The following is a 15,207-nucleotide window of genomic DNA, read 5'->3' as shown; positions in this document are numbered from 1 at the left end:
GAGGCACTATGCTGCGCATCGCTCACCTTAATGCCCGTTATGCCGGACAGCCGGTGTTGCAGGATATCAATCTGCAGCTGGATAGCCATGAACTGCTGGTGGTGCTCGGCCCCTCCGGCTGCGGCAAAACCACACTGCTCAATCTGGTTGCCGGTTTCCTGCCGGTGGAGTCGGGCAGCATCACGCTGGATAACCAGCCGGTGACCGGGCCTGGTGCGGAGCGCGGCGTGGTGTTTCAGCATGAAGGATTACTGCCGTGGCGCAACGTGCTGGATAACGTCGCCTTTGGCTTGCAGCTGGCGGGGATGTCGCGCCCGGATCGCGACGCGATTGCCCGCCGGTTAATCAGGCAGGTGGGGCTGGAGGGCGCGGAAAAGCGCGCCATCTGGCAGTTGTCCGGCGGTCAGCGTCAGCGGGTGGGCATTGCGCGCGCGCTGGCCACGGATCCACAACTGCTGTTGCTGGATGAGCCTTTCGGCGCACTGGATGCCTTTACCCGCGAGCAGATGCAAACCCTGCTGCTGACGCTGTGGCGCGACAGCGGTAAACAGATTCTGCTGATTACGCACGACATAGAAGAGGCGATTTTCCTGGCCAGCGAACTGATTCTGCTGTCGCCAGGACCGGGCCGCATCGTTGAGCGGCTGCGTCCTGGCTTTGGTCAGCGCTTTGCCGCAGGGGAGTCGTGCCGCAGTATCAAATCCGATCCGCAGTTTATCGCCCAGCGCGAGTATGTGCTGAGCCGGGTCTTTGATCAGCGGGAGGCGTTTGCATGAGTGCACTCATCAATGACAAGTCTCTGCCGGTGCGCCGTCGTTTGCGCTGGCCGTTTTCAACCGCCTTTACGCTGAGCATGCTGAGTCTCTCTCTGCTGTTGCTGCTCTGGTGGGGCGTGACCGCGCTGGGCCTGATTGCCCCGCTGTTCCTGCCGTCGCCGCAGCAGGTGTTAAGCAAGCTGCTGCTGATTGCCAGCGCGCAGGGCTTTATGGATGCCACGCTGTGGCAGCATCTGGCCGCCAGCCTGACACGAATGCTGATTGCGCTGACTGCCGCTGCCGCCATCGGCATTCCGGTAGGGATCCTGATGGGCCTCAGCCCGGTCGCTCGCGGGTTGCTCGATCCTCTGATTGAACTCTATCGCCCGATTCCGCCACTCGCCTATCTGCCATTGATGGTGATCTGGTTCGGCATTGGTGAGACCTCGAAAATCCTGCTGATCTATCTGGCGATTTTCGCGCCGGTGACGCTTTCCACCCTGGCCGGTGTGCGTAACACGCAGCAGGTCCGACTGCGTGCGGCTCGCTCGCTGGGGGCTAATCGCTGGCAACTGCTGCGCTGGGTGATTCTGCCAGGCGCGTTGCCGGAGATCCTCACCGGTCTGCGCATCGGTCTGGGGGTTGGCTGGTCAACGCTGGTGGCCGCTGAGCTGATTGCTGCCACGCGGGGTCTGGGTTTTATGGTGCAGTCAGCAGGAGAATTCCTCGCCACCGATGTGGTGCTGGCGGGTATCGCGTTAATCGCCTTTATTGCTTTTAGCTTAGAACTCGGGCTCCGCGCGTTGCAGCGCCGTCTGACGCCCTGGAGTGGAGAACAATCATGAACGAACGTCTCAGTTTTACCCCGCTTGGCCCGTACATTGGCGCGCAGGTCTCAAACCTGGATGTGTCTCGCCCACTGAGTGATGCTCAGTTTGAGCAGCTTTATCATGGCCTGCTGCGTCATCAGGTGCTGTTTCTGCGTGACCAGAAAATAACGCCGGAACAGCACCGCGCGCTGGCAATCCGCTTTGGCGATCTGCACATCCATCCGGTCTATCCGCATGCGGAAGGCGTCGAGGAGATTATCGTGCTGGATACCCATCAGGATAATCCGCCAGATAATGACAACTGGCATACCGATGTCACCTTTATTGATACGCCGCCAGCGATCGCCTTGCTGGCCTCGAAGGTGTTACCGGAGTCGGGGGGTGACACGCTCTGGACCAGCGGCATTGCGGCTTACGAAGCGCTCTCTGAACCCTTTAAGCAGCTGCTGGCAGGTCTCCATGCCGAGCATGATTTCAAAAAGTCATTCCAGGAGTATAAGTACCGCAAAACGGAGGAGGAGCATCAGCGCTGGCAGCAGGCGGTAGCAAAACATCCGCCGGTGCAGCATCCGGTCATCCGCACCCATCCGGTCAGCGGCAAAAAAGCGCTGTTTGTGAATGAGGGCTTTACCACGCGGATCGTCGATTTAAGCGAGAAAGAGAGTGATGCGGTGCTGGGCTTTCTGTTTGCGCACGCCACCAAACCGGAGTTTCAGGTGCGCTGGCGCTGGCAGCCAGACGATTTGGCTATCTGGGATAATCGGGTCACGCAGCATTATGCCAATGCTGATTACTATCCTGCCCGGCGTATCATGCAGCGGGCAACGGTGCTGGGCGATAAACCCCGTTAAAAGAGAATCTCCCCGCTCGCGGGGAGATTTTTTTATGAGGCCATAATCTGTTCGAGCTGTTCCTGCGCTTCCAGCCACGCCATCTCCACCTCTTCCAGCGCAGATTTGCTCTCCGCCTGACGCTGCAGCGCGGTGGTCAGGTCCGCTTTACGGCTCTGTTCATAGATAGCGCTGTCTGAGAGCTGAGCTTCGGCTTCGGCCAGCTGGCTCTGCCATTTGCTCATCTGCTTTTCCAGCTTCTCTATCTCTTTGCGCAGCGGCTGCGTCTGGGTGCGCAGTTCAGCATCACGACGCTTCTGGTCTTTACGCGCCTGGGCACTGTTGCCGTTATCCTGCTTCGGCGCGGCATCCTGTTGCGCCTGCTGCTTCTGCAGATCGCTCAGCCACTTCTGATAATCTTCGAGATCGCCTTCAAACACATCCACTTTGCCATCATGCACCAGATAGAGATCGTCGGTGGTCGCGCGCAGCAGATGTCGGTCGTGCGATACCACGACCAGCGCACCTTCGAAGTCGATCAACGCTTCGGTCAGCGCCTGGCGCATATCGAGATCGAGGTGGTTGGTGGGTTCATCCAGCAGCAGCAGGTTAGGGCGCTGCCAGACAATCAGCGCCAGCACCAGTCGCGCTTTCTCTCCGCCGGAGAAGCGCTCAGTGATTTCAGTGACTTTATCGCCGCGGAAATCGAAGCCGCCCAGATAGTCGCGCAGCTGCTGTTCCAGCACCTCAGGCGCAATACGCGACAGATGCTGCAGCGGTGACTCATCGGCTCGCAGATACTCCAGCTGATGCTGGGCGAAGTAACCGAGCTTGATCCCTTTCGCCAGACCCATCTTGCCGTCCATCGCCTCCAGCTCACCCGCCAGCAGCTTAATCAGGGTCGATTTACCGGCACCGTTACGTCCCAGCAGGCCGATGCGCGAGCCGGGGACCAGGTTGAGCTTGATGGCGTCGAGAATAATACGATCGCCATAACCCGCGGTGACCTTCTCCATCTTCATCAGTGGATTAGGCAGGTTCTCCGGCTTGCGGAAAGTGAAGCTGAATGGGTTATCGACATGGGCGGGCGCAATCATCTCCATGCGCTCCAGCATCTTGATGCGGCTCTGCGCCTGCTTCGCCTTGGTGGCCTGGGCGCGGAAGCGATCAATGTAGCTGTGCAGGTGCGCCACTTTCTCCTGCTGGCTCTCATACAGTGACTGCTGCTGAGCCAGTTTGGCGACGCGCTGCCGCTCAAAGGAGCTGTAGTTGCCGGTATATTCGAACATCGACTCCTGTTCGATATGAATAATTTTGTCGATGACGGGATCGAGGAAGTCACGATCGTGCGAAATCAGAATCAGCGTGCCTTCATAACTCTTCAGCCAGCGCTCCAGCCAGATCACCGCATCGAGATCGAGGTGGTTGGTCGGTTCATCCAGCAGCAGCAGATCGGAACGGCAAATCAGCGCCTGTGCCAGGTTGAGGCGCATGCGCCAGCCACCCGAGAAGTCGCTGACCGGGCGTTGCAGCTGTTCCTGACTGAAGCCCAGACCATGCAGCAGGCTTGAGGCGCGCGCATGGATGCTCCACGCCTGCACCGCGTCCAGCTTGCCATGCAGCAGCGCGATGGCATTGCCATCGTCACGCAGATTGGCGTCCGCCAGTTCTGCTTCAAGCTGGCGAAACTGGCGATCGCCATCAATCACGTACTCCAGCGCGGCTTTATCCAGCGCAGGGGTTTCCTGATTCACCCAGGCCAGCGCCCAGTGAGTGGGGAAAGTGACGGTACCGGCATCGCTGGTGATTTCACCTTTTAACAGCGACAGCAGCGTGGATTTTCCACAGCCGTTTTTACCCACCAGCCCGACCTTCTGGCCGGGATTAATGGTGGCGGTGGCGTTGTCGAGCAGGACGCGGATGCCGCGGCGAATTTGTAAGGCTGAGAAGACAATCATGTAAGCGCCGTATCGTCAGAATATGTTAATTTACTGGCAACATAATGAGATTTTGCTGCGTCGTGCATGGTAGCGGAAAACCGCACCAATGACGACGCTTTGGAGGGAAAGGATGTCGCAGCCACCCAGGGTTTTGCTGCTTTATGCTCATCCGGAATCACAGGATTCGATCGCCAATCGGATTCTGCTGCAGCCGGCTCAGGCACTGGAACACGTTACCGTGCACGATCTGTACGCAACCTATCCGGATTTTTTTATCGATATTCACCATGAACAACAGCTGCTGCGTGAACATGATGTCATCATTTTTCAGCATCCGCTCTATACCTATAGCTGTCCGGCGCTGCTGAAAGAGTGGCTGGACAGGGTTCTTTCGCGCGGTTTCGCCAATGGCGTGGATGGCAATGCGCTGGAAGGAAAGTACTGGCGCAGCGTCGTCACCACCGGAGAACCGGAAAGTGCCTTCAGACATCAGGGTCTGAACCGCTATTCGCTCAATGACATTATGCGTCCTTTTGAGCTGACCGCGCAGATGTGCCGTATGCACTGGATGCCTCCGATGATCGTCTACTGGGCGCGTCGTCAGAGTCCTGAATTAATGAAAAATTACGCCCGCGCCTATGGCGACTGGCTGGCGGCACCGCTGCCGAATGGAGGGGTATAGATGGAAGGGCAAACGCTGCTGACCGCCGGGGTGATTTATCTGGTCGCGGCGGTATTGATTGTACCGGTGGCGGCGCGCCTCGGTATTGGTGCAGTTCTGGGTTATCTGGTGGCGGGTATCGCTATCGGCCCGTGGGGATTAGGCTTTATCAGCGACGTCGACGAGATTCTGCACTTCTCTGAGCTCGGCGTGGTGTTCCTGATGTTTATTATCGGGCTGGAGCTGAACCCGGCAAAGCTGTGGGCGCTGCGCCGCTCCATTTTTGGCGTCGGCGCGGCGCAGGTGATCTTCTCAGCGGCGATTCTGGGCGGCTTATTGTGGCTGACCAACTTTAGCTGGCAGGCTGCGATCATTGGCGGGATTGGTCTGGCGATGTCCTCGACCGCCATGGCCCTGCAGCTGATGATGGATAAAGGCATGAACCGCAGCGAAGCGGGGCAACTGGGCTTTTCGGTGTTGCTGTTTCAGGATATCGCGGTGATCCCAGCCCTGGCGCTGATCCCGCTGCTGGCCGGAACCGACAGCGGTCATATCGACTGGATGAAGGTCGGCATGAAAGTACTGGCGTTTGCCGGCATGCTGGTAGGCGGACGCTATCTGCTGCGGCCTATCTTCCGTTACATCGCTGCGTCGGGCGTGCGCGAAGTCTTTACCGCCGCTTCGCTGCTGCTGGTGCTGGGCTCGGCGCTGTTTATGGATGCGCTGGGTCTGTCGATGGCGCTGGGGACCTTTATTGCCGGGATCCTGCTGGCGGAGAGCGAGTACCGGCATGAGCTGGAAGTCGCCATCGACCCGTTTAAAGGTTTACTGCTGGGCCTGTTCTTTATTTCGGTTGGCATGGCGCTCAACCTCGGTGTGCTCTATACCCATATTGTGACCATCCTGCTGGGTGTCGTGACGCTGGTGGCGGTGAAAACGCTGGTGCTCTATCTGCTGGCGCGCATTTATGGCTTGCGCAGCTCTGAGCGGCAGCAGTTTGCTGGCGTGCTGAGTCAGGGGGGCGAGTTCGCCTTTGTGCTCTTTTCCGCGGCCTCCTCGGCAAAGCTGTTCTCTGGCGATCAACTGCCGATGCTGCTGGTGACGGTGACCCTGTCGATGATGACCACACCGCTGCTGATGAAGGGAATCGATCGTCTGCTGGCACGCCGCTTCAATGAGCCGGATGACGAGGCAGAGAAACACTTTGTCGAAGACGATCAGCCGCAGGTGATTGTGGTGGGCTTTGGTCGCTTCGGGCAGGTGGTGGGTCGTTTGCTGATGGCGAACAACAAACGCATCACCGTGCTTGAGCGCGACATCAGTGCAGTCAGTCTGATGCGGAAATATGGCTATAAGGTCTATTACGGCGACGCTACTGAACTGGAGTTGCTGCGGGCAGCCGGTGCGGCCAGCGCTCAGGCGATTGTGATCACCTGTAACGAGCCCGAAGATGTGATGACGATTGTACATCTGTGCCAGCAGCATTTTCCGCAGTTGCAGATTCAGGCGCGCGCCCGGGGCCGTGTAGAAGCGCATGAACTGCTTCAGGCGGGCGTCACGCAGTTCTCGCGTGAGACCTTCTCCAGTGCGCTGGAGCTGGGACGTAAAACGCTGATGACGCTGGGGATGCATCCGCATCAGGCGCACCGCGCCCAGCAGTATTTCCGCCATCTTGATATGCGGATGCTGCGCGAGCTGATGCCCAATCTCTCTGAAAGCGCGCAGGCTTCGCGCGTCCGTGAAGCGCGGCGTGAACTGGAAGATATCTTCCAGCGCGAAATGCAGCGCGAAAAGCGGCAGATCGACGGCTGGGACGATGATGAATAACCTCTTTAAACAGGCAGAAGCTAATGCGTAAACGTTTTATTGCTGGTGCGACATGCCCGCACTGCCAGGAGAAGGACACGCTGGCAATGTGGCGTGAAAATAATGTCGATGTGGTGGAGTGCGTGAAGTGTGGTCACCAGATGCGTGAGGCCGATAAGCAGGCGCGCGATCAGGTTCGCACTAATGAGCAGGTTATCGGTATTTTTCATCCTGAGTAGCGGAATGGCGCAGCTTTTTTTACGCCTGGACTTACAGCGGGATTGAATTCCGTTACAATTGTCGCCATTAACGCTGTAGTCGCAAGAGAAAGTGAAAACCCTCTTGTACTCAGCCCCGAACCTTTCTGGTTGGTGTTATTGCACGAAAGAATAGACCAATGAGACGGGATCTCAGCTCTCAACGGTTAGGAGATATCATGAAAGTAGCAAAAGACCTGGTGGTAAGCCTGGCCTATCAGGTACGTACAGAAGACGGCGTGTTAGTTGACGAGTCACCGGTGAGTGCACCGTTAGACTACCTGCACGGTCATGGTTCCCTGATTTCTGGTCTGGAAAATGCGCTGGAAAACCACATTGCCGGCGACAAGTTTGACGTGCATATCCCGGCAAACGATGCCTACGGTCAGTATGACGATAACCTGGTGCAGCGCGTTCCTAAAGACGTCTTCATGGGCGTTGACGAACTGCAGGTTGGCATGCGCTTCCTGGCAGAAACCGATCAGGGCCCGGTACCGGTAGAAATCACCGAAGTGGAAGATGATCACGTCGTGGTTGATGGTAACCACATGCTGGCGGGTCAGAACCTGAACTTCAACGTTGAAGTGGTTGCTATCCGCGAAGCCACGCCGGAAGAACTGGCTCATGGCCACGTTCACGGTGCAGATGGCCATCATCATGACCACGATCACGGCCATGATCACGACCATGATCAGGGTAAAGGCGGTTGTGGCACTGGCGGCTGCGGCTGCAGCCACTAAGTCTCAACAGACCTTTCAAGGCCACCCTCGGGTGGCCTTTCTTTTGGCGCGTATTCTGGTTTTGCCCGGGTAAGCCGGGGCCAGATAGCCCGCGATCAGTAGTGCGGTGGTGGCGTCTCTTCAGATTGTGAGGCGACGATCGATGGCGCATTCGCTTTGAGCTTGTCGGTTAAAATGCGCATCTGCTCACGCATCTTATTCATCTCCAGCTCATGCTGAACGACCGCGCTGTTCAGCTGATCGATAGTCATCTCCTGAAAGGCCAGTTTGCTCTCCAGCGTCTCCAGACGCTGTTCCCACTCAGATTGTTGCATGACCTGTTCCTCTGTTAAGGTGCGACTCGGGGCGTGATTCTACGATCTGAATGCCAGGAATCACCTGTTTTTTTCACGCCCGGAGGCGTTGCGCTTGAAAAAAGGCAGCGCGGCATCATCTCTGATGAAACTTCCCGATGTTATAAAGGTCGGAGGTTAACCGGGTAATTACATTGTGGGAGTGTTCGACACTGCCACGTAAAGTTATAGTGTGGACCCTGAAGTCCGCAATGTTTCCCGAGGTTAGACGCTTCGGTTTTGGAGAATGGATGAAATCACTGTTTAAAGTCACATTGTTAGCTACCACCATGGCTGTTGCGCTGAATGCTCCGCTGGCAATGGCGGCAGATACCGCTGCGGCGCCACAGGCTGCACCAGCCGCCGCGCCACAGTCTGCGCCTCAGGCACCGAAAAATGCTGCCTTCAAAGATGAAGACCAGCAGTCTGCCTACGCGCTGGGTGCTTCGCTGGGTCGCTACATGGACAACTCCCTGAAGGAGCAGGAAAAACTGGGCATCAAACTGGATAAGCAGCAGCTGATCGCTGGTGTTCAGGATGCATTTGGTGGCAAGAGCAAACTCTCTGATGAAGAGATTGAGCAGACGCTGCAATCCTTTGAAGGCCGCGTGAAAGGCGCAGCCTCAGCGAAAATGGAAAAAGATGCGAAAGAGAACTCTGAAAAGGGCGAAGCTTACGCAACCAAATTTGCTAAAGAGAGCGGCGTGAAGAAAACCGAAAGCGGCCTGCTGTATAAAGTTGAGAAAGAGGGTACCGGCGATGCACCTAAAGACAGCGATACTGTAGTGGTAAACTACAAAGGTACGCTGATTGACGGTACTGAATTCGACAACTCTTATACCCGTGGCGAGCCACTTTCATTCCGTCTGGATGGTGTCATCCCGGGCTGGACTGAAGGTCTGAAGCACGTGAAGAAAGGCGGTAAGATCAAGCTGGTGATCCCACCAAATCTGGCTTACGGCAAAAATGGCGTTCCGGGCATCCCGGCTAACTCCACCCTGGTGTTTGATGTCGAGCTGCTTGATATCAAACCAGCGCCAAAGGCAGATGAAAAAGCACAGGCTCCTGCGCCTGCTGCTGCAGAAAAAGCGCAGTAATCTGCTGACCGCCGCCTCCGGGCGGCGGTTTCATTTCGGCTTCACGACAAACCTCTGGCATAAGCCGACGACATTTGCCAGACTAATGCCTGCCTAATTATCCCAATATCGAGTCTGCCCATAAGCCGCTGTGACAGGCTCCAGCCATTCAGGGTGATACTCTTCAATGTCTAATCCATTCAATCCGGGTGAACTGAGCGACTTCGATCTTCTGGAGCAGCGCCCGTTCGAACAAAGTGATTACGATATTCTGAAATCGTACGAGGCTGTCGTGGATGGCCTGGCGATGTTGATCGGTTCGCATTGTGAAATTGTCCTGCATTCGCTTGAAGATCTTAAGTGTTCGGCCGTGCGTATCGCTAATGGTGAACACACTGGACGTAAAGTCGGTTCGCCTATTACCGATTTAGCCCTGCGTATGCTGCATGATATGCATGGCGCGGACAGTAATGTCTCCCGTGCCTACTTCACACGTGCCAAAAGCGGCGTGCTGATGAAATCGGTCACGATTGCGATTCGTAACCGTCAGCAGCGGGTCATTGGCTTGCTCTGCATCAACATGAACCTTGATGTGCCGTTCTCACAGATCATGTCGACCTTTATGCCGCCCGAGATGCAGCAGGTTGACTCCAACGTCAACTTCGCCAGTTCGGTAGACGATCTGGTGATGCAGACGCTGGAGTTCACCATTGAAGAGGTGAGTGCTGACCGTAATGTATCGAACAACGCCAAGAATCGTCAGATTGTGCTGAACCTGTATGAGAAGGGGATCTTCGACATCAAGGATGCCATCAACCAGGTGGCCGATCGGCTGAATATTTCCAAACACACCGTCTATCTCTATATCCGTCAGTTTAAAAATGGCGACTTCCAGGGGCAGGAGCGGTAATGCGTTACACCCTGCTGGTCACCGGTCCGGCTTACGGTACGCAACAGGCGACCAGTGCCTGGCTGTTTGCCCGCGCACTGCTGACGGCAGGCCATCAGCTTGACAGCGTTTTCTTCTATCGCGAAGGGGTGCTGAACGCTAACCAACTGACGTCGCCCGCCAGTGATGAGTTTGATCTGGTGCGTGCGTGGCAGACATTGCATCAGGAGCAGGGTGTGGCACTGAATATTTGTGTGGCGGCCGCGCTGCGTCGTGGCGTCAGCGACCAGCAGGAAGCGGCACGACTCCAGCTGGCGGGCAGTAACCTGCAGCCGGGCTTTACCCTGAGTGGGCTGGGCGCGCTGGCGGAAGCGGCGCTGAGCTGTGAACGCATGGTGCAGTTCTGATGAATCGGGTCGCGTTTGTCTTTACCCGGGCGCCGCACGGCAGCAGCGCAGGACGTGAGGGGCTGGATGCCGCGCTGGCCACGGGCGCGCTCAGTGAGGATATCGGCCTGTTTTTTATCGGTGATGGCGTGCTGCAACTTAATCTGCACCAGCAACCTGAGACGATTAAGAGCCGTCACTATGCCGCGACCTTTGGCGTGCTGGCACTGTATGAGATTGAACACTGCTATCTCTGCCGGACATCGCTGATAGCGCGTGGATTAGAGGTTGACGCTGACCGGTTGCTGGATGTTACGCTACTGGACGCGCCGGCGCTGCGACAGACGCTGGCCAGCTACGATCGCATTCTTACTTTTTAAGAGACGTTAATGCTGCATACGTTACTGCACTCACCGGCACACTGTGACCTTGAGAGCCTGCTTTTAATGGCGGGTGCGGGTGATGACCTGCTGCTATTGCAGGATGGCGTGCTGGCCGCTTTAGCTGGCAGCCACGCATTGATGCGACTGTCAGAGAGCGAAGCGACGCTCTGGGTGCTGGACGAAGATGTCCAGGCTCGCGGTCTCGCTGGACAAATTTCGACCCGTGTGCAGTCAGTAGACTATACTGGGTTTGTCACGCTAACGATCAGGCATCAGCAACAAATGGTCTGGTAATCGGCTAAAACCTGGTTATTTCTTGACACCCCTTTGACTCAGCCCTAAAATTCTGCCTCCTCGTAATTCTACGAGGCGATTTATTACGTGTTTACGAAGCAAAAGCAAATCCAGGAGCTATTTAATGGCAACAGTTAACCAGCTGGTTCGCAAACCACGCGTCCGCAAAGTTGCAAAGAGCAACGTGCCGGCGCTGGAAGCTTGCCCGCAAAAACGTGGCGTTTGTACTCGTGTGTACACCACCACTCCTAAGAAACCAAACTCCGCACTGCGTAAAGTCTGCCGTGTGCGTTTGACCAACGGTTTTGAAGTTACCTCCTACATTGGTGGTGAAGGTCATAACCTGCAGGAACACTCCGTGATCCTGATCCGTGGCGGTCGTGTAAAAGACCTGCCAGGTGTGCGTTACCACACCGTTCGTGGCGCGCTTGACTGCTCAGGTGTTAAAGACCGTAAGCAGGCTCGCTCCAAGTACGGCGTGAAGAAGCCAAAGGCTTAATGGTTCTCCGTTAAGTAAGGCCAAACGTTTTAAATTAAATGTCAAAATAAACTCATAGAGTTTTGGACAATCCTGAATTAACAACGGAGTATTTCCATGCCACGTCGTCGCGTCATTGGTCAGCGTAAAATTCTGCCAGATCCTAAGTTCGGATCAGAGCTGCTGGCCAAATTTGTAAATATCCTGATGGTAGATGGTAAAAAATCTACTGCAGAATCAATCGTTTATACCGCGCTTGAGACCCTGGCTCAGCGTTCAGGTAAAAACGCGCTGGAATCTTTTGAAGTAGCCCTGGAAAACGTGCGTCCGACTGTCGAAGTTAAGTCACGTCGCGTTGGTGGTTCTACTTATCAGGTACCAGTAGAAGTCCGTCCGGTTCGTCGTAATGCTCTGGCAATGCGCTGGATCGTAGATGCTGCTCGTAAACGCGGTGATAAATCAATGGCTCTTCGCCTGGCGAACGAACTTTCTGATGCTGCAGAGAACAAAGGTACAGCAGTTAAGAAACGTGAAGACGTTCACCGCATGGCAGAAGCCAACAAGGCGTTCGCACACTACCGTTGGTAATCACCACGTAGTTGTTAAACCAGTGGGCGCTCAATCAGCCAACCCGCTGGGGTCGACTTACCTTGAACGTCCGAGAATCAGAGGAATCAAATGGCTCGTAAAACACCCATTGCCCGCTACCGTAATATCGGTATCAGTGCGCACATCGACGCCGGTAAGACTACCACTACCGAACGCGTTCTGTTCTACACCGGTGTAAACCACAAAATCGGTGAAGTACATGACGGCGCAGCAACCATGGACTGGATGGAGCAGGAACAGGAACGTGGTATTACCATCACCTCCGCTGCGACCACCTGTTACTGGTCTGGTATGGCCAAGCAGTTTGAACCACACCACGTAAACATTATCGACACCCCAGGACACGTTGACTTCACCATCGAAGTTGAGCGTTCTATGCGTGTGCTTGATGGCGCGGTAATGGTTTACTGTGCAGTTGGTGGCGTTCAGCCACAGTCTGAGACCGTATGGCGTCAGGCTAACAAATATAAAGTTCCACGCATTGCGTTCGTTAACAAAATGGACCGCATGGGTGCTAACTTCCTGAAAGTTGTTAAACAGATGGAAGTTCGTCTGGGCGCAACTCCAGTTCCTCTGCAGCTGGCTATTGGCGCAGAAGAGAAATTCACCGGTGTTGTTGACCTGGTGAAAATGAAAGCAATCAACTGGAACGACGCAGACCAGGGTGTAACCTTCGTCTACGAAGATATTCCAGCTGATATGCAGGAACTGGCTGAAGAATGGCATGCGAAGCTGGTTGAAGCCGCTGCTGAAGGCTCTGATGAGCTGATGGAGAAATTCTTCGGTGGTGAAGAACTGACTGAAGAAGAGATCAAAACATCTCTGCGTAAGCGTGTTCTGAACAACGAAATTATCCTGGTAACCTGTGGTTCTGCATTTAAGAACAAAGGTGTTCAGGCGATGCTGGATGCAGTTGTTGAATATCTGCCAGCACCGACTGACGTTACCGCGATCAACGGTATGCTGGACGACGGTAAAGACACGCCGGCTGTTCGTCACTCTGATGACAACGAGCCGTTTGCTGCACTGGCGTTCAAAATCGCTACCGACCCGTTCGTGGGTAACTTAACCTTCTTCCGCGTTTACTCTGGTGTTGTTAACACGGGTGACACCGTGTTCAACCCGGTTAAGTCAAACCGTGAGCGTCTGGGCCGTATCGTTCAGATGCACGCTAACAAGCGTGAAGAGATTAAAGAAGTTCGTGCGGGTGATATCGCAGCTGCAATCGGCCTGAAAGATGTGACCACTGGTGACACCCTGTGTGACCCAGATAACGTCATCATCCTTGAGCGCATGGAGTTCCCGGAGCCGGTAATCTCTATCGCCGTTGAGCCAAAAACCAAAGCTGACCAGGAAAAAATGGGTCTGGCTCTGGGCCGTCTGGCAAAAGAAGACCCATCATTCCGCGTATGGACTGATGAAGAATCTAACCAGACCATCATCGCCGGTATGGGTGAATTGCACCTCGACATCATCGTTGACCGTATGAAGCGTGAGTTCAACGTTGAAGCAAACGTGGGTAAACCACAGGTTGCTTACCGTGAAGCGATTCGCAACAAAGTTACCGATGTTGAAGGTAAACACGCCAAGCAGTCTGGTGGTCGTGGTCAGTATGGTCATGTTGTTATCGACATGTACCCACTGGAGCCAGGTTCGAACCCGAAAGGCTACGAATTTGTCAACGACATCAAAGGTGGTGTGATTCCTGGTGAATACATCCCTGCGGTTGACAAAGGTATCCAGGAGCAGCTGAAATCAGGCCCTCTGGCTGGTTACCCGGTTGTGGATCTGGGCGTGCGTCTGCACTTCGGTTCTTACCACGATGTCGACTCCTCAGAACTGGCGTTTAAACTGGCCGCGTCTCTTGCCTTCAAACAAGGCTTTAAACAAGCGACACCTGTTCTGCTTGAGCCTATCATGAAGGTTGAAGTTGAAACGCCAGAAGAGAACACGGGTGATGTCATCGGTGACCTTAGCCGTCGTCGTGGTATGCTCAAAGGGCAGGAATCTAACGCTACTGGCGTTCAGATTCACGCTGAAGTTCCGTTGTCTGAGATGTTCGGATACGCAACTCAGCTGCGTTCTCTGACCAAAGGTCGTGCTTCTTACTCCATGGAGTTCCTGAAGTATGACGATGCGCCAAACAACGTAGCGCAGGCCGTTATTGAAGCTCGTAGCAAATAAGCTACGGTTTAAATTTGAACTGATGCCTTCACCCAGATGGTGAAGGCACAACGTAAGGAATTATCGCCATGGCGAAAGAGCAATTTCAGCGTAACAAACTGCACGTAAACGTGGGCACCATCGGTCACGTCGACCACGGTAAAACCACCCTGACTGCAGCTATCACCACCGTACTGTCTAAAACTTACGGCGGCCAGGCTCGTGCATTCGATCAGATCGATAACGCACCAGAAGAGAAAGCACGTGGTATCACCATCAACACTTCACACGTTGAGTATGAAACCCCGACTCGCCACTATGCGCACGTTGACTGCCCAGGCCACGCCGACTATGTGAAAAACATGATCACCGGTGCTGCGCAGATGGACGGCGCGATCCTGGTTGTTGCTGCGACTGATGGCCCAATGCCACAGACCCGTGAGCACATCCTGCTGGGTCGTCAGGTTGGCGTTCCTTACATCATCGTGTTCCTGAACAAGTGTGACATGGTTGATGATGAAGAGCTGCTGGAACTGGTAGAGATGGAAGTTCGTGACCTGCTGTCAGCATATGACTTCCCAGGCGACGATACTCCAATCGTTCGTGGTTCTGCTCTGAAAGCGCTGGAAGGCAACCCAGAGTGGGAAGCGAAAATCATCGAACTGGCTGAGCATCTGGACAACTACATCCCAGAGCCACAGCGTGCGATCGACATGCCGTTCCTGCTGCCAATCGAAGACGTATTCTCAATCTCTGGCCGTGGTACCGTTGTTACCGG

Annotated in this window: 18 protein-coding genes; 16 read left to right on the top strand and 2 right to left on the bottom strand. The window is 55.1% G+C overall.

Annotated elements, in window-relative coordinates:
* The first annotated feature begins 8 nt into the window (after nt 1-8).
* The 3 genes from tauB to tauD are packed head-to-tail and all read left to right on the top strand — an operon-like array spanning nt 9 to nt 2,436.
* Nucleotides 9-776, top strand: coding sequence for a taurine ABC transporter ATP-binding subunit (tauB, locus tag HFD94_RS16760; protein WP_010671580.1), 768 nt, complete (start codon nt 9-11; stop codon nt 774-776).
* Nucleotides 773-1,600 (top strand): taurine ABC transporter permease TauC, encoded by an 828-nt coding sequence (tauC, locus tag HFD94_RS16755; protein ID WP_167433303.1) that lies wholly within the window; start codon nt 773-775, stop codon nt 1,598-1,600. Before tauB ends, tauC begins: the two co-directional genes overlap by 4 nt.
* The gene (gene tauD / locus HFD94_RS16750) at nt 1,597-2,436 is read left to right on the top strand and encodes a taurine dioxygenase (RefSeq protein WP_010253043.1); all 840 of its coding nucleotides are present in this window, start codon (nt 1,597-1,599) and stop codon (nt 2,434-2,436) included. The genes tauC and tauD overlap by 4 nt, the downstream gene beginning before the upstream one ends.
* Before the next feature lie 32 nt (nt 2,437-2,468).
* On the opposite strand, the gene HFD94_RS16745 is transcribed toward tauD, so the two are convergent.
* On the bottom strand, nt 2,469-4,373 hold the full coding sequence (locus tag HFD94_RS16745; RefSeq protein WP_010671582.1) for an ABC transporter ATP-binding protein: 1,905 nt from the start codon (nt 4,371-4,373) through the stop codon (nt 2,469-2,471).
* 112 nt (nt 4,374-4,485) lie between these two features.
* Between HFD94_RS16745 and kefG the strand changes: the two genes are divergently transcribed.
* From kefG to slyD, 4 genes are all read left to right on the top strand, one after another.
* Nucleotides 4,486-5,037 carry a glutathione-regulated potassium-efflux system ancillary protein KefG gene (kefG, locus tag HFD94_RS16740; protein WP_010253037.1) on the top strand — a complete coding sequence of 184 codons (552 nt, stop codon included), beginning with the start codon at nt 4,486-4,488 and terminating at the stop codon, nt 5,035-5,037.
* Nucleotides 5,038-6,843 carry a glutathione-regulated potassium-efflux system protein KefB gene (gene kefB / locus HFD94_RS16735; protein ID WP_010253035.1) on the top strand — a complete coding sequence of 602 codons (1,806 nt, stop codon included), beginning with the start codon at nt 5,038-5,040 and terminating at the stop codon, nt 6,841-6,843.
* Between the two features lie 23 nt (nt 6,844-6,866).
* Nucleotides 6,867-7,061, top strand: a complete 195-nt coding sequence (locus HFD94_RS16730) for a YheV family putative zinc ribbon protein (RefSeq protein ID WP_010253033.1) — start codon at nt 6,867-6,869, stop codon at nt 7,059-7,061.
* 197 nt (nt 7,062-7,258) lie between these two features.
* Nucleotides 7,259-7,819, top strand: coding sequence for a peptidylprolyl isomerase (gene slyD, locus HFD94_RS16725; protein WP_010253032.1), 561 nt, complete (start codon nt 7,259-7,261; stop codon nt 7,817-7,819).
* Nucleotides 7,820-7,914: 95 nt separating this feature from the next.
* Here the strand turns inward: slyD and HFD94_RS16720 are convergent, their stop codons facing one another.
* Nucleotides 7,915-8,133 carry a SlyX family protein gene (locus HFD94_RS16720; protein WP_010253031.1) on the bottom strand — a complete coding sequence of 73 codons (219 nt, stop codon included), beginning with the start codon at nt 8,131-8,133 and terminating at the stop codon, nt 7,915-7,917.
* Between the two features lie 269 nt (nt 8,134-8,402).
* Here HFD94_RS16720 and fkpA point away from each other — a divergent pair, with 269 nt between their 5' ends.
* From fkpA to HFD94_RS16675, 9 genes are all read left to right on the top strand, one after another.
* Complete coding sequence (gene fkpA / locus HFD94_RS16715) at nt 8,403-9,248, top strand: FKBP-type peptidyl-prolyl cis-trans isomerase (protein WP_010253030.1); 846 nt, start codon at nt 8,403-8,405, stop codon at nt 9,246-9,248.
* A 166-nt stretch (nt 9,249-9,414) separates the two neighbouring features.
* Nucleotides 9,415-10,137, top strand: coding sequence for a transcriptional regulator (locus HFD94_RS16710; protein ID WP_010253029.1), 723 nt, complete (start codon nt 9,415-9,417; stop codon nt 10,135-10,137).
* Nucleotides 10,137-10,523, top strand: coding sequence for a sulfurtransferase complex subunit TusD (tusD, locus tag HFD94_RS16705; protein ID WP_010253028.1), 387 nt, complete (start codon nt 10,137-10,139; stop codon nt 10,521-10,523). Before HFD94_RS16710 ends, tusD begins: the two co-directional genes overlap by 1 nt.
* A complete protein-coding gene (gene tusC, locus HFD94_RS16700; protein WP_010253027.1) occupies nt 10,523-10,882 on the top strand; it encodes a sulfurtransferase complex subunit TusC in 360 nt (119 codons plus the stop codon). The genes tusD and tusC overlap by 1 nt, the downstream gene beginning before the upstream one ends.
* A gap of 9 nt (nt 10,883-10,891) precedes the next feature.
* Nucleotides 10,892-11,179: a sulfurtransferase complex subunit TusB gene (gene tusB / locus HFD94_RS16695; protein ID WP_010253026.1), complete on the top strand. Its 288-nt coding sequence runs from the start codon at nt 10,892-10,894 to the stop codon at nt 11,177-11,179.
* Nucleotides 11,180-11,303: 124 nt separating this feature from the next.
* Nucleotides 11,304-11,678 (top strand): 30S ribosomal protein S12, encoded by a 375-nt coding sequence (gene rpsL, locus HFD94_RS16690; protein WP_003852912.1) that lies wholly within the window; start codon nt 11,304-11,306, stop codon nt 11,676-11,678.
* 96 nt (nt 11,679-11,774) lie between these two features.
* A complete protein-coding gene (gene rpsG / locus HFD94_RS16685; RefSeq protein ID WP_003852909.1) occupies nt 11,775-12,245 on the top strand; it encodes a 30S ribosomal protein S7 in 471 nt (156 codons plus the stop codon).
* Between the two features lie 90 nt (nt 12,246-12,335).
* Nucleotides 12,336-14,450, top strand: coding sequence for an elongation factor G (fusA, locus tag HFD94_RS16680; RefSeq protein ID WP_010253020.1), 2,115 nt, complete (start codon nt 12,336-12,338; stop codon nt 14,448-14,450).
* Nucleotides 14,451-14,518: 68 nt separating this feature from the next.
* A partial coding sequence (locus tag HFD94_RS16675; protein ID WP_167433302.1) for a GTP-binding protein occupies nt 14,519-15,207 on the top strand: 689 nt, incomplete at its 3' end.

It is taken from the genome of Pantoea sp. EKM20T, from assembly GCF_011800485.1.
Lineage (GTDB): Bacteria > Pseudomonadota > Gammaproteobacteria > Enterobacterales > Enterobacteriaceae > Pantoea > Pantoea agglomerans.
Note: the sequence above shows the minus strand (reverse complement) of the source record. Positions and strands in the feature narration are given on the sequence as shown.